Annotated in this window: 12 protein-coding genes; 7 read left to right on the top strand and 5 right to left on the bottom strand. The window is 60.0% G+C overall.

Annotated elements, in window-relative coordinates:
• Positions 1–220 precede the first annotated feature (220 nt).
• The 7 genes from JMY24_RS18580 (at position 221) to JMY24_RS18550 (ending at position 8,848) form a co-directional block, all read left to right on the top strand.
• The gene (locus tag JMY24_RS18580) at positions 221–1,870 is read left to right on the top strand and encodes a methyl-accepting chemotaxis protein (RefSeq protein ID WP_128594414.1); all 1,650 of its coding nucleotides are present in this window, start codon (positions 221–223) and stop codon (positions 1,868–1,870) included.
• Positions 1,871–2,666: 796 nt separating this feature from the next.
• Positions 2,667–3,023 (top strand): hypothetical protein, encoded by a 357-nt coding sequence (locus JMY24_RS18575; RefSeq protein ID WP_128594415.1) that lies wholly within the window; start codon positions 2,667–2,669, stop codon positions 3,021–3,023.
• Positions 3,024–4,529: 1,506 nt separating this feature from the next.
• Complete coding sequence (locus tag JMY24_RS18570) at positions 4,530–4,829, top strand: hypothetical protein (RefSeq protein WP_193424987.1); 300 nt, start codon at positions 4,530–4,532, stop codon at positions 4,827–4,829.
• Between the two features lie 525 nt (positions 4,830–5,354).
• Positions 5,355–5,735 (top strand): hypothetical protein, encoded by a 381-nt coding sequence (locus JMY24_RS18565; protein WP_128594416.1) that lies wholly within the window; start codon positions 5,355–5,357, stop codon positions 5,733–5,735.
• A 317-nt stretch (positions 5,736–6,052) separates the two neighbouring features.
• Complete coding sequence (locus JMY24_RS18560) at positions 6,053–6,340, top strand: hypothetical protein (protein ID WP_164853410.1); 288 nt, start codon at positions 6,053–6,055, stop codon at positions 6,338–6,340.
• 132 nt (positions 6,341–6,472) lie between these two features.
• On the top strand, positions 6,473–6,817 hold the full coding sequence (locus JMY24_RS18555) for a hypothetical protein (RefSeq protein ID WP_128594417.1): 345 nt from the start codon (positions 6,473–6,475) through the stop codon (positions 6,815–6,817).
• An 84-nt stretch (positions 6,818–6,901) separates the two neighbouring features.
• On the top strand, positions 6,902–8,848 hold the full coding sequence (locus tag JMY24_RS18550) for an AAA family ATPase (protein WP_201702652.1): 1,947 nt from the start codon (positions 6,902–6,904) through the stop codon (positions 8,846–8,848).
• A gap of 739 nt (positions 8,849–9,587) precedes the next feature.
• On the opposite strand, the gene JMY24_RS18545 is transcribed toward JMY24_RS18550, so the two are convergent.
• The 5 genes from JMY24_RS18545 to JMY24_RS39250 all read right to left on the bottom strand — a co-directional run bounded on the left by JMY24_RS18545 (position 9,588) and on the right by JMY24_RS39250 (position 14,776).
• Positions 9,588–10,277, bottom strand: a complete 690-nt coding sequence (locus JMY24_RS18545) for a hypothetical protein (RefSeq protein WP_201702650.1) — start codon at positions 10,275–10,277, stop codon at positions 9,588–9,590.
• A gap of 177 nt (positions 10,278–10,454) precedes the next feature.
• The gene (locus JMY24_RS18540) at positions 10,455–11,282 is read right to left on the bottom strand and encodes a hypothetical protein (protein ID WP_201702649.1); all 828 of its coding nucleotides are present in this window, start codon (positions 11,280–11,282) and stop codon (positions 10,455–10,457) included.
• Positions 11,283–11,543: 261 nt separating this feature from the next.
• Positions 11,544–11,951 carry a hypothetical protein gene (locus JMY24_RS18535; RefSeq protein WP_128594421.1) on the bottom strand — a complete coding sequence of 136 codons (408 nt, stop codon included), beginning with the start codon at positions 11,949–11,951 and terminating at the stop codon, positions 11,544–11,546.
• A gap of 128 nt (positions 11,952–12,079) precedes the next feature.
• On the bottom strand, positions 12,080–12,898 hold the full coding sequence (locus tag JMY24_RS18530) for an integrase domain-containing protein (protein ID WP_236597444.1): 819 nt from the start codon (positions 12,896–12,898) through the stop codon (positions 12,080–12,082).
• Between the two features lie 1,752 nt (positions 12,899–14,650).
• On the bottom strand, positions 14,651–14,776 hold the full coding sequence (locus JMY24_RS39250; protein WP_268960796.1) for a hypothetical protein: 126 nt from the start codon (positions 14,774–14,776) through the stop codon (positions 14,651–14,653).
• Positions 14,777–14,906: the final 130 nt, after the last annotated feature.

Below are 14,906 nucleotides of genomic sequence, written 5' to 3'. Positions count from 1 at the left end.
ACAAACGAAACGCGAGATGCCCGGAAAAGCGCCGGGCTCGAGATAGCCGCAACGAATCCCAGATAGTGACGCGCAAATCACGCGCGAACCCGCGCCAGTCATGGATTTCACCTATGTAGCAAGGGTCGCGCGGCGTCGTTAACCTGGATGCGGCGACGTGTGCGCAATGCGGGCGGACAGCACACTCGCCGCGGATCGACAAGACGGTTCCGGAGACCCAATGCTAAATAACATTTCAATTCGTGGCGGCCTGACGCTGGTGATCAGCGTATTCGTTGCCTTTCTGCTGACCGTAATCGGCGTTGGATATGGCGCACTGAAGCTTGCCAACAATAGCCTCGACGACACGCAGCGCAGCGCAGAGGCACTCTCGCATCTGAAGGCGAGCTCTGAGAAGCTGCTGCAAGTGCAACTCGCGCTGGGCTCTTATCAAACGCTCTTCAGTGTCGGCAAGCAAACCGACGATCTGCTGCCCGCCGCGCACAAGGTGCTGGTCGAATCGAACAAGGACTTTCGCAATTACATGGCAGGACCGTTTTCGAGCGACGCCGAGCAGAAGCTCGCGCAGAACGTCGAGCAGGCCCGTAACGCGCTGGTCGACAAGGCAATCGAACCGGAGTTCAAAGCGCTCACCGACTTCGACTTCAATACGTTCCGCAACATTCAGGGCGAGACGGCGAACGGGTTTTACTCCACGTATTCGAAGGCGATCGACGCGCTGGAACATGCGCAGACCGAGAACCAGCACCGCCAGGCCGCGACCGCCGCTCAACGCTTCCAGATTGCGACGCTTCTCTTTGCGGCAATCGGCGCTCTCGCCATCGTGATCGGCGTGGCGGCGCGCGTCGCGTTGTCGGCGGCGCTCATCAAGCCGGTCAATGCCACCGTCAAGCACTTCGAGCGGATGGCAGGAGGCGATCTGACCGTGGCGATCAAGAGCCAGTCGCGCAATGAAATGGGCCAGTTGCTGAGCGCGTTGACGAAGATGCGCGACGGCCTCGTCGACACGGTGTCACAAGTGCGCGGCAGCACAACGGCCATTACGCAGGGCGCAAATGAAATTGCGTCCGGCAACGCAGACCTGTCCGCGCGCACCGAGCAGCAAGCCGCGGCGCTTCAGCAGACGGCAGCAAGCATGGAGCAGCTATCGGCGACCGTGAAGCAGAACGCGGACAACGCGAAGCAGGCCAACCGGCTCGCGCACGGCGCGCTCGACACGGTCACGCGCGGCGGCAAAGTGGTCTCGCGTGTCACGGAGACGATGGACGGCATCAGCGAGTCGTCGCGCAAAGTGACAGAGATCATCGGCATGATCGAGGGCATCGCGTTTCAGACCAACATTCTCGCGTTGAACGCGGCCGTGGAAGCGGCGCGTGCCGGCGAGCAGGGGCGCGGCTTTGCAGTCGTGGCGTCGGAAGTGCGCAGCCTCGCGCAGCGCTCGGGCGCGGCGGCGAAGGAGATCAAGGAACTGATCGGCGATTCGGCGGCTCAGGTCGAGCAGGGCGCGTCACTCGTAGCCGAGGCGAGCCGCACGATGAACGAGGCGATGCAGTCGGTCGAGCGCGTGACCGGCATCATGGGAGAAATCGAGGCCGCCGCGCTGGAGCAAAGCGACGGCATCGAGCAGGTCAACAAGGCGGTCTCGCAGATCGACGAAGTCACGCAGCACAATGCGGCACTCGTAGAGGAAGCGGCTGCGGCGGCGAAATCGCTGGAAGAACAGGCGGGTGTGTTGCGCGACGCTGTAGCGGTGTTCCGGCTTGATGCCAATGTGTCAACATTGACTGTCCGTGATCGGGCGGCATTGAATTACGGCAGTCACAGTGCTGCATCGCCACGAAAAGAAACATCATCTGTTCAGGTTATCTAAGTCCTGTCGCGTCTGTGTGCGGCCGGTATCTTCGCATCTAATGCGAACCGGGATCGGTGCCTGCTGCGGTCGAGCACGGCGGTGAGGGAAATGCCGCATCGCTCCTGCCGGAGCGCTCAGGGCGCTCCATGAAGCCATAATGTAGCCGATCAAGGTACCGTCGCGATGAACGGGATTACGGCGTCCGAGTTGGCACCGGGCAAGGGAGCCGGGGACAGGCCGCTTGACAGATCACCAAAGTCACGCAGCGCGAAATGAGGCACCTGTCGAGGAAGCTGTCCCGGGAGCCAAAGTCGCAGAGTTGGCAGGCGCCGGTGGCTCCCCATTCAATAAGGTCCTTCTCCTTGACGATGTTGCGTCAGCCACAGGCGGGCCGTCCGCGGGCATCGCACGGCGCAATCTCTTCCGCCTTCGCATTACGCAAGCTGTCGCGATAATGCCCCGCTGGGCTGTCAGAGTTGTGTATGCGGACATCGTTGTGCGGTACGTCGAGATAGCCCCATCCCGAATGAATGTACATGGCGACGCGAACAGGGAACCCTAAGTCACTGTAAGTGGTTCGCGTCTGACTGCCCGTTTGTGGGAGCGCCGCCTCGTCATTTCTTCGCCTGCGTTATGACGCGAAGCAAACATCCGGCAACGACCTTCGCCCCGCAACAACAAACCTGGCGCACAACTTATCTTTGGAAATGACAGAGCGCCAGACAAACAGACAATAATTCGACCAATTTTTCAGGTTGCATGACGAAAGGTGTATAGGAAACTGAGGATACCTCTTCAATCTAAAGAGATCTCCATGTCACTGACCAATCGCCCTGTCACGTCACCTAGGCGCACAGCTCGCCAGCGATACACGGACCGCGTCCAAGCAGTTGCGGACGGTCCAAACTCTTTCGACATCCTTATCGATGGGCAGCTGCGCTTCCGTTTGGAAAGCGAGACGCAGTGGCCGGCCCAATGGCGACTCTATGCGATCAGGGAGGGCGCGCGCGCTGCCCAATGTCTCGCGATCGAGAACGAATATTGGGATGTCGTCTCGCAACTGGAGAGTGGTGCGCACTGGATGCAGGTCGAGGACATTCAATCTGTGACCCGGAAGGTATCCGGCGAGTCTACCTACGTCCGCTGGCCGGAATATATTCGCGGGCGCTGATCGACGACCCGGTAGCGGTGTTCATCGTGCAAAAGCCGTCAGAGGCTGCGACGGAGTGGACGGTAAGTGCAAGACTTTGCCATCGCGGGACCTATCAGACGCTCCTTACGCGTCCGACGAGCGATGCAAAATTGGCAATTGAACCACTCGAACGTGCTTCAGCGATCAGCGCACGCACGAGCGACAGGAAGGCCTCGTATACGTGGACATACCGTTCGTAAGCGAATCTTGAAGCACCCAAAGAAATGAAGCCGGTGACGGGCGGAGCCCCGAACCGGCGACGCTGCGTCGCGCCGGAAGCGCTCGCATTTAGCACAAAGCCTTGCCGGCGGTCGCGGTAGATCGGATATGAACGAGTCTGTCTTGCAAGGGAGGCCGCCGTGCGCGGACGACACGTCAACGACCACAGATGAGGCTTTACATGATGTACCAACGCAACGAAGGCCGCCCACGGCGGCCGCACGCGCTGGATTCAGCGTTGCCACGGCCTATCGCATAGAACAGGATCTGCAGTTTGCCGTCGAGCAAAAAAGCGCCGTGCGAGCGGCGGCACCCGCGGCTCCTGGCAGAGATCTTCGAAGCGGAGATCGTCCCGCTGCACTGCCTGGCCCGTCGCTTTATTTGGGGAGATGCTTCGGCGACACCTGCGGGACCCCATCCGGCCCACGCGACCATTGAAACTCAGGCCACAGATCCATCCTCGCCGGCAGAATAGTTTATTTGACCCACATTGCGCTCCCGATGCGCCCCTCACTGGGCACGCAAACAACGCGGAATCTCATCCTCAAGTCAGCTTGCTTGATAAGTGACTTTAGCTAGTATGGGAAGCAACCTCCGCGCACAGCAGCGCAAGCGCCACCGGAATGCCCCGAGGCCACGCAACGTGGAGCACGCGCAATATCCCTCTTAGGAGCCTGAATGAGAAAACAAAAACGATGCAAGCCTCTTCCTAATGAGACGTCTGAGCAGCTTCGTGCGCGGTTGAGACGATTCGCGCTGGCTACGCGGGAAGAGGCCATGCAACCGGTCACAGTTCCCTTCCCGGAAAACGTTAGCGTGCTGGCTGGTCCGTTGAGGATTCGGATACGCAAGAATGAATCACCCGACGACTCCGGCCAAGCCCCCGCCTGCGACCCAAAATCGGACGTCAACCGATAGTGCTTAGTCGAAGCGCTCTTCTGCTGTTCCGTCCGGAGCTGACCTTTCTCCAGCATCGTACGGTGACGGTCGACTTGTAGCTGGAAGATCTGCCGCCTCCAATGCATAGGCGCCTGGGGTACCGGGGCTCGAGCCCGGGAACGGCAAGACGCGTACTGCCGGCTCTGAACGTACGTTCGCGAGGCTCGGCCAGCTGACTCGAGGAGGCCGCAGGCGCTCTGCTTTGCACACAGTCCTACGAGGGTTGACGAATATCCAAAGGTGATCTGAAAGCCTTCAGGGGAGCAGCGCCGCGTAGCGTGGCCAGTGAACCGTGCCGGGTACGGCCGCATCATCGAGGCTGCAGCCATGATCGACAAAAGCGCGTTCAGGAACATTATCTATCCGGCGCAAAACCGGGCGCCACGGGCCACGCGATACCGCATCGTGCTGACCAAGAATTCCCGCCTCTTGCGGACAGTGGTGTACTTTCTCGCAGAGGAGTCGACGCAGCCCCAGCGCACGGACCTTCTCACGGCGCTCGACGTCATTCTCAACCGCATCATCGAAGTCGCGGGGAGCGGCGTGCGTCACGACTGCATCCCAGCCCGCAGCCCAGGACAGGGCGCAGAAGATCGCGTATGCGATACGTATAACGCGCGGGAGTGAGGTGTCGCGGCGGTGCCACGCTCCGACCGCCACGTTGTGCCGACCAGCCGTTTTATATCCGCTCGCTCGATATCGTCGGCGGTGAGCTCGCGTTCTACGCGGAGCGTGACGGTGGCAAAGCTCTCACAGGACAGTGTTGCGAAGATACTCGAATGAGCGCGCCACTACATCGGCCGTTGGGAGTCGTTGTTGGCGAGTGATCCGTATTTGTCGCACCGGGTTCTCATCGACCTTCCCGCAAGAAAGGTCTATGAGGGGCGTGGGTCTGGCAACTAGCGAAAACCGTCATCACCGGCTGTCTGGCAACGACGGCGAGCTACATGAGCTCCGCGAGGCGGCGCTCGTCATCGGTGTGAGGGCTATTCTCGTCAGCCTTCGCTCTAGCATCAGAGTTGTGAGTAGTGACCCAACCACGACGCGTCCACTATACCGCTAAGCGGCCGCAGCATTGCTCCGACCCGCCCATGGTGGCCGCCACGGCACAAGTGCGCCGGCTGGGTCATACGCTTCGGCCAATGCGTCGTCATGATCAACGGATCCCCGGGCTGTGCGGATCACGACGATCAATTTCAGTGGCACCCGTTTCGGCCGCCAGGAGCCGCAGCAAAGCGGCTTCGTGCACCTCGCCAGATCGACACCGGACGCCAGGGCTGCCCGCATCTGCGACGTGCCGGCGCTATCGCATCTCCCGATTGGTCGTCCTTCCTGTTCATTCGCCCGAGAAGTGGGCGCCAGCGCTATATCGATCGCCGCGAAAAAGAGTCGCCGTTCGTTGAGCGGCGTGTTCCGCTAACTGCACTTCATTGGATCGAAATGTTCCTGAGGCTTGTGCGCCCTCCGGCCATTGCCCACAGCCGACTTGCGTTGGCAAAAGCCCGTGCGATCCTGAGCCTGTCCCTGCAGTGAAGTTCGCAGGGACAGGCAGGCGGGGGGCGCCTTTCTGCATTCCGGCCAGTCCTGTCTGCCTCTTGCCCTCACTGCCTTTGTCAGATCTGTCAGCCCTCTGGCCGACAGACATCCATGACCAAAAGGGACGTGTAGACGCCTTACCACAACCACCCGCAAGGACATCGCAATGAGTAACTCAGGAAACCGGCTATGGCAGGTATTTGTCGAGGAATGCCGCCAGTGCCTTGCAGACGTCTTCATGCCGCTGTTCGTCGCCGCACGATGGATACGGCGTCACACGCGGAAATAAACACGTCGATAGTACGGAGTCTCAAATGGAAACCACACGCTTTACGGCGCAAAACGGGCGCGAGGTCGTCAGGATTGTCACCGACTCGGGGGCGACCGGCTACATCGACAGCAGCATCCCGCCGGAAGTGATCGAGGCTTGGCATCGCCGCCTCCGTGCGGCCCTCGGGCGCCCAATCGCCCGGCAGCGACGTCTGCTGCGTGCGAGTCAGCGCCGGGTGTTCGAGCCGGTACGTCAACGGACACGCCAGCGAGGATTAATGGTGCGCATCCGACTACGCCGCTGCGGCCGTCCCCTTCTTGCGCTTCGATAACTCGCATGTGCACTTGCGTCTGGGCGAACCAATGCGAACCTGGCTTTGTCCCGCCCAGACGCTTTCATTTCACCGGGCCGGGCAAATCCTTTTCCAACACGTCAATCCCTTCCAACACTTCTGGAGTTTGTCATGCATAACGATCAGCAGCAGTCGTTCTTCAATTTTATCCATCCGGATCACGCAAGCCTGCCCCTCCCTGTGCGAACGTTCTGGAACAGTGCCGCCGTCCTGTTGTTCATCTCGCCCTATACGATGGCCTTTACGTCCTGCCTTGGTGTCGTGCTGGGCCTTAACCAACTGCAGGCCGCGTGGCCCCCGCTGACGCACGGTTTGCCCCTCGGCGTCATCGAGCTGTTGAGGGATGGTGCTATCGCTTTCGCTGCGCTGTTTGTCACTGGGGCGTTTTTCGAGCGTCATGAACTGGCTCAACTCATCCGCGACGACATCTACGAGACGCTTGAAGACCTCGAATAGCCGATGTTTCGCGAGGCGAGCCATTGACCGTGCCCCTTCTTGTTCGCCCACCTTCACTGAGATCCCTTCCACGGAGAACTGTCCATGAAGGACGCCATTCTTTCCACTGCCCGTGACTGCCCGCCGCTCCTGATTGGATGTGGCGTAGGCTTCGGCCTCGGGTTCGCGCTGCATTTCGATAATATTCGGCTGATTGTCACCGTAGTCGTCTGTGTTTGCGTGGCGCTCATGCTTCATTACCGCATCCCTCTCGCTCGCCGACTGATGACAATGGCCAGTGTCGTGCTGCTGGTTGCCGTTCTCGTCCACGCATCGTTGCACACCACTGCCATGCTAGGAGTCGGCACTGCGCTCTGGATGATTCTGGCTCCCGGATACCGACGGTATCGCCAGGAGCGCCGGGAGCGCCGGGAGCGCCCGGCCGCGCTTCCGGGGAGAGAGCCCTCGACGCCGCAGGGTTCAACAGCCCAGCGTGATACGGAGCAGGTGTCGGCCCAGCACGCATATTCGTTGGATGACCGCGTACTTCATGCGAGATTCGGCTTTGACGCTATCACAGGCATGGCTGAGGTCAAGGCACGACTGCTCAACGTGGCACGCGATATCCTCACCAACCCGGAGCAGGCCAGAAACGGGATCCTGCTATGGGGGGGGCCAGGCACCGGCAAGACGATGTTTGCCGAAGCGCTCGCTGGCGAATTGGGCATCCCCTTTTTGTCGATCTCCTACCAGGATATTGCGTCGAAATGGATCAATGAAACGCCAGAACGCGTGAAGGCTGCCTTTGCTCAGGCAGTGCGCTTGCGACAGGCAGTTTTTCTAATCGATGAAATGGATGGTTTCATCAAGTCACGCGGCGACCAGACCCATTCGATGGATCGCGACCTCACCAACACAATGCTCACGGAGATCGTGCGCCTGCGTGGCACAGGGATCGTGCTGGTCGCCGCCACGAACGACATCGCCTGGCTCGATGCGGCCGCCATCCGGGAGGGACGCTTTGACTTCAAGGTCGAGGTGCCGCCGCCGGATCTGCCAGCGCGTGAAGCGCTCCTGAAGCGTTCGTTCGGCAAGGCGCTTGGTGCTGATGCGCTTGACCAGTCCGCTCTCCGTAGCCTCGCGGCGCGCTGGGGTGGATTCAGTGCAGCACGCCTGATGGCTGTCGGACCGCAGCTTGCCGATATGCGGCGGGAGGGACTTTTCGGGAAAGGTCCGGTCTCGTTCGATATTGCCATGCAGGCCATGCGTCGTATCCAGGGCTCGAAGGGACACCTGCCGGAAGGAGTCAAGGCAATCGACGAGATCATCATGCCCGACGGATCACGTGATGACCTGAAGCGCCTCACGCGACGGCTCAAGAACGTTCACCGAATGGAGCAGTTGGGTGGTGCACTGCCGCGCGGGGTCCTGTTCTACGGTCCGGCTGGCACGGGTAAGACTCACGCAGCAATGGCTCTTGCGAAGGCAAGTGACTGGGCATTCCTCAAGACCACCGGCGCGGAGCTGCTCGGCAGTCATGCGGCCTGGGATGAACTCTATCGCAAGGCAAAAGACCTGCGCCCATGCATTCTGCTAATCGACGAAGCGGACGACGTACTGGGTGATCGGCGCCTCTCCAGTGTTGCACCGCTTACCAACCGGATCCTTGCTTCGATCGACGGCGCGGATGGCCGGGTGACAGACGTGCTGGTCATTGCTGCAACCAATCATCCGGATGCACTGGATCGCGCTGCGTTGCGCGGTGGGCGTCTGGAGCAAAAGATCCGCTTCGGGGTTCCTTCACGGGAAGTGCTCGCCGCGTATATCCGGATTCAGGTGAAGCACAGAGCGGGCGAAACCTTTGCCATCTCGCGGCACACAGTGGAATGTCTGATTGCAGGCCTCGAGGGCTGTTCGATCGCCGACACGGACACGGCTCTTCAGCGCGTCATCGATGAAGCGGTAGCGCGACATATTGACGATGGGTCCGCCACCATCACTGCGGCCGACGTGCGCGCGGCACTCTCGACGCTCGTTGTCTCCAATGCCTGAATCGGCTCTGCAACCATACTGTTATCGCTGTCCGTCGTGGGCCCATCAGCGTCTCGAGTAGACAACGAAAAACATGTTGGCTTGCGCATTGATTTGGGTCTTTTTTGCGGTGCCGTACTCCTTGCCCCAAGTGTTTTGCTACCTGTGAGACGGCAGCCCAGAGCGACATTGACTACGCCGCTTAGCATGTCAACACGACGGCAATTGACCCAGATGGTCGGCGAGCGGTACGGCAGCTCTGACTGCAACGAGAAGCGCGAGATACGGACGAATTCGTTCACCGACCGGGTACCGCGGCATAGCAAGCGATCTGCGTGCTATGCCGCGAACCTCGGCCTTCAGTGCTTGAAGAATGGAGCCGACTCCTGTCGTCGAGACGCAGTAATGGACGTCCTCGCTGAAGGGATCCCCAGGTTGCAAACGTTCTTACGCCGGTGACGCGCCCTAAGGTCCAAGCGCTCCATTCGTTATTTGTCGAAGTCGCAGCGCTGAGCTGGACAACCAGCCTAGCAGCGGTGTTACTCCCGGTACATAGGTTCGCGAGGCGATCCTGTTTCGACACCCCCCGAGGATTGCGCGACGTTGGCGCTTGCGTTGCGGGTCCCGGTCTTCTCCCTTCCCGTCGCGATGGGTGCGGCATGCGTGCTTGCCAGAGCCGCAAATATTCGCGGCTCCCGCACGCGGCCGGGTCCCGCGTTAGTCGGCGCTTTCGCATGCGAATGGGCGCCGACTTCAAGCCTTATATCGCGGCCGGCCCGATTGTCAGGTCTGTCGTCGATGCGAGGGCAAATCCTCGTGCCTCGCACGTGCGTTTGATTGTTTCAGAAAGGACCCCCGCGCCGCCTTTTTCTACAAACACCGCGTGCACGAATGAGCATAGCTTCTCGACATCCAGCGCTCCTGCGCCGCCGATGAACAGACTGAGCGCACTGAGCGGAGCGACGCCCGGATAAAAGCCGAAAGCAGGATGCTCAACAGCGATGTCCGCGGCAAGCGTGCGAAATTCGGTAACCAGGCTTTCGCCGAGAGAGGGGCATCGCGGCTTGCTGATGGAAAGCTCCGGATGATCAAACGCAATCTTTGCAACTATGTCAATGCGCAGGCCATTGATCGTTTCCGTGGGGGACTCCCAGGATTCATGCTGCGCCCAGAAGAGTACCTCGCCCGATTCCCCCCACGGGATGCATTGAGTACGGTGGACGGAATCGACGTCAGAGCCGGAATAACAACTGAACGCACGCAGAAGCGGGGATTCGCCCTGTGGCAGGTGGTGTTCAACGAGATGCATGGTCGGAGCCGACAATACGGCTTGCCAGTAATGATCCGGCAGGCGGCCTAGATCGTCCTTTGCGTGAAGATGATCCGCAAGGGCGAGGATCGTCATCCACGACTCGACACTCGTGTGGTGAGGCAGAACAATTCTCAGCATGACTTTGCTCCATTGTGCAGTTGGCGTTCGTCCGGTGGCGTCAGCGGGCTTTCCGCCGCATAGGCCACGCGGGACATTTCTGGGAGAACGGGGGGCGTCCCCGCAGTAGCGAAATTGGGTGGCGCGAGCCGGCAGCGAAGCAGCTACCGGACTCCACATCGCCTGTCGTCGTTGATGTCAATACACAGGGACTACATCCGGGGCGGCGCAGACCGCCTCGTCTTCTCCAGGTACTGCGAGGCGCTCACGTGGCAAGGGCCGCTGCATCGGTGCCGCGTCGCCGGGAAGCTGCAGGGCATCGGTCGCCTTCTCAATGTCGTTGCGACATGCGAGCAATGCGCGCTGCACGAGCAGCTTTTTTGAGAGATCACGTAAGACCTCCTCGTTCTCGTTGCGCTGGCGCGCTGTATCCAGCAGCGTCTGGAAATTTATTTCGCCGTTGAGCATCGCTGAAACTGAGAGCGCTTGGTCATAGATCTTTGCGAATGCCACCGATTCATACAGGACCGCGGGGGGCACGACTGCCTGGGCGTCCGGGCTTTTCAGGTACTCGAACAGCGTTGAAAAGGCGATTTCAAGAGGCTGCTCGCGAGGTGCCTGAACAAGAAGAAAGCGTGCCGCGGTCGGTTTCATGCCTAGGTGTACCATGGCCGCAAAGGTATCAATCAGCTTTTTCTGAGATTCTTCATTGCGTGTCGTACTCAGGACAACCGCGCCGAATTCTGCTGCGGTTCCGGGGTACTGTTCCATGAAATGCAGAAAGGCTTCGGTGCAGTCGGCTGTGACCTGTACGGTGCAGGCAGCCTGCGTGGACGCGATGTCACAATACAGGTCCTCAAGCTTTTCCGGGCGAACGCGAATGATGGGATTGGATGCGACAGGCATCAATGTCTTGCGGACGTCGACGACGTTCAGCTTGCCGCCAACCTTGGCCTGAATGACTTCGCCCGTGCAGCGCTCGGCTGCGTCGGAGCTGCTGTTGAAAACAATCGTAGCGTGGTGCATGTCGAAACTCCTTCTTGTGGAAAAACGGTGGTACGTGGGTGGCGCTGCAAAGTCTGCAACCGGTCGTGGCTGGATGCAGGTCTGAATCTGGTCAATGTGCCGACCCTTAAAAAAATAGGTGTCCTCTGTAAAGGCATATCGATTGCGCCGGATCATCTGTATGAAGCCTTTGGCTAATCCTTACATGTCGGGCAGTGTCAGGCGTGTGCTACCCGGCGGTGAGCGATGGGACATTGCCTTTCAGTGCTGACCGTGAGGAGGTCAATCATCTATTCGTTGTCGCTCGAAGCGGTATCTTCCGTTTGGCCCGTTGCTCAGTCGTACCCTTCGCGTTTTCACGACGAGTGCAGCAAGCGTTGACGTGGAATGTCCTGCACGCCTCAGAAGCGTGCTCAGTGCGGCCAGCCTGTTGTCCCCTGGCCCGCTTGAGCAGAAATGTGAGGCGTACATCGCCAGCAAATCCTTTCCGATATCTTCTACGCGCTCGGGAAGCGCGCCGCGTTGCTCGAGGAATGCAGCGAGTTCGTCCCAGGCGCAACGCAGATCCTCGGCCGTTTTTGCGTTGACACCCAACGCGGTGATGACACGGTCTATCTGCTCATTGCTCGCGAAAGGCCGCGGACCATGGCTTGGATTCGACGGCGAGTCGGCGCTGTTTCTGTTCGGCATGTAGTTATCCATATGTCGGTAGAGTTAGAGGCAGGCAAACTATCGGCTAGTGACATGCTGTTTTTCTGACGCTTTTGCCAGGTGTGCGCGGAGCGCGCCCGGGCGACCGGTCGTTTCGCAGATTCGCATCAACGCTTTCTCGTATCGCGGGCGCGTCCCTGAATACCGTCGGGCTGACTGGTGCGGCCGACCGGGAACCCGCTCAACATGGCGTGCTGAAGCTTCGCCTGATGGCGTGCGGCTGCGCGCGGCAACTTTTTTGGCGGGCTGCGTCGGTGTGCTTCATTGCGCTTGAGGGCAAGGCAGCCTTTGAAACGATCTGAAATCGGCTGACAATAGGTTCGATATATCATTACTGCCCGTCCGGGGCCGTGCCCCAGACTTGCACTCAACCGCACGAGGGCTTCGTACGGTTGCACGCCCTCATCCAGCAGTTTGTTGGCAAGTGCAAGCGCATAGGAGTATCGGCATGAATGGAAAGACACCTCACCGGTCATGCCGATGCGGCGCGCCAGGGCGTTGAACCGGTGGATCGTCGATTTCAGATTTTCGCCCCGTCCAACGATGAACCGAAAATCACGTTCCTTGCAGTAGGCAAGCGCGGCGTCGATGGCGTGGATAGCCTCTGTGCGCCTGTGTTCCAGGACTTCCACACAACGGGCGCGTCCATTCTTCGCACCGCGCATCACGGCCAGCTCGCTCTTCCCGGCTATGAGTGCAGCGAGCCACATGGGGAGATCCCTGCCGCACATCAGCGCCTCGTTCCTGCGCAGTCCGAACAGTTCAGCAAGCCGGACCATGTGCATCAGCCCCTCATCAACCCGGCGGGCGCGGTCGCACACCGCGGCAATTTCGGTCGGTGTCTGGGCACGCCGTGTGCCGACTCTGACCCGACATGGCAGGCCAAGCTGACGGTTGCTGCATTCGCGTGCAAGGTCGTTTCCCATCGCGCCGAGAACCACACGGATAGCAGAAAAGACATTGGCCAGGGTCCCGGCCCCATGCCCTGTGTGATGCAGTGGCCCGCATACATATGTACAAGCCAGGCTGGGACGTCTGCCAGTGACCGGGTCAGCGCGCGCTGCTGCCGGGCGTATCGCAAAAAGGACGTCACGAGCACGCGCCGGTGCTCCTGATGCCTCAGACTACCGCCGAGCCTCGTGTTGGCGATCACAATCTCGTGCGCTGCATCTGCGAGCATACCCATATCTGTAACCTCAGGTTGTTGAAGGTGGCCGCCATAGCTGACTGTGCGCGCGGGCGGTATGCGCGAACAGGCCCATGGACGCGAATCTGTCGCGCCGGTTTTGATTGGCTCAAGGCCTTCATGACGCGCTGACAGGGGGCGGGAAGTCAGCTGCGTTGCCGGACGGCTTGCTGGTTTATAGGACTTGAGTAGCTGGCCAGAGGGCAGTGTTGAGTTTGAGATCCGGTGTGCTGGATAGGAGGCCTGCTAGTCTTGGGGAGGACACCCGCGTGGAGCTGCGTAATGCGACGCTTGCGCGGGCGCATAGGCAGAGACCGCGGCTGCGCTTTCGCGCGCCGTTGGGGTAATTGAATGCCGGAAAGGCCGGCATGATTGATCAACTGTGCGATCAGGAAAATGCGCAAAAGGCGCAACCTGGTTCCACAGTTCAGTTTCGCAGAGGGGAGGCAGAGAGGTGAACCGCGCCAGCAAGGCGCGCAGCAGACCGTGAAAAGTCGTCAAGTTCCGCGTGTACAACGCGGTCCAACTATGAGGGAACCCCATAGAACACGAGTGACAGATCCCACATCGGTGTTGACGGACTTCGCCATGGGAAATCCCAGGCGCCACTGCAATTTCAATTGATGCAACTGCAATTTCTATTGATGCAACTGCAATTTCTATTGATGCAACTGCAATTTCTATTGATGCAACTGCAATTTCTATTAATTCAGGTCCTGGGGACCCAATTCTCGGTAATGCCGCAGGAGCGGCCAAGAACATAGCATTCCACGAATTGAACCATAACGTTCCGCTGCCTGCAAGAAGTATTTGATTCGCTGCCCAACTGCCCTGCCTGACTCCTCGCTTGCACCGTGTTGATGCACTGACCTGAATCGACCAGCCGCTCGCGAACGGTTTGCGCCGAACGGCGCGACGCGGCCACATGTCAGACGCCCACAGAGCCCGTGACGCGCCCGCCAGTTCACTGGGTCCCTCCGGCGGGATGAGCCCCGGCTGGCATTCGCGCTACGCCCGGAACGTTGAGCGCGTCTGGGGTGGAACTGGCATTCGGCCGCCAGCAAGGCGGATCAACTGGCCCGGGCGCCGAGCTGCATGGATATCTGTTGACCCCTGAGCTTTTGCCGTGCGGCATCCTGCCTGCGCGCGAGCCAGGTCGGAGCTGGAGAGTGGCCTGGCTCCGCGAAATCTGCGCACGCTGCCGCACAGGGCAGCGGCGAACTACCCAGGAATGAAAGGAGCGTTGAGCAGAAAGAGCAGCCGGGCAAAAACAGGTTCGAACGGCCCCGTTGTGCAGTCAGACGGTCATCGTGATGTCCGCGATGGCCCGGCAGGCTCGTGGCTTCCTGTGATCATCTCAGTCCATCCCGATGAATTTTGCGTCCTGTCGATCGGCATCGATACTGGTTGCGGTACTTTTGCGGCGCAGGCGCTCGCGGGCGCCACAAGATATCGCATCCAGACGAGTCACTCAAACGGAGTTCTGATGAAATCAGTGCGCAAGCTCGTAGGCCATTTCCTTATCACGAGAGACGATGGTAGGGGCGTTCTGATGCTCGCCGTTCTCGCTGCGATACTGAGTGGCGCTTTCGTCGTCGCCGCCTTGTGGATGGCTCATGGCCCGTCCTGATCGATAGCATGGGGTGCGGCAAACGGGGGGGGCTGCCTCAACGCTGCGCAATGGCGTGGCAGCACCATCCGTCTGCGGCAGCGCTGGCAGCGTGTCAGGCTTGGCAGCCTGAGTGAAG

Source organism: Paraburkholderia kirstenboschensis, from assembly GCF_904848585.1.
Classification (GTDB): domain Bacteria; phylum Pseudomonadota; class Gammaproteobacteria; order Burkholderiales; family Burkholderiaceae; genus Paraburkholderia; species Paraburkholderia kirstenboschensis.
The sequence above is the reverse complement of the archived record's forward strand: the minus strand, read 5'-3'. Positions and strand labels throughout refer to the sequence as shown.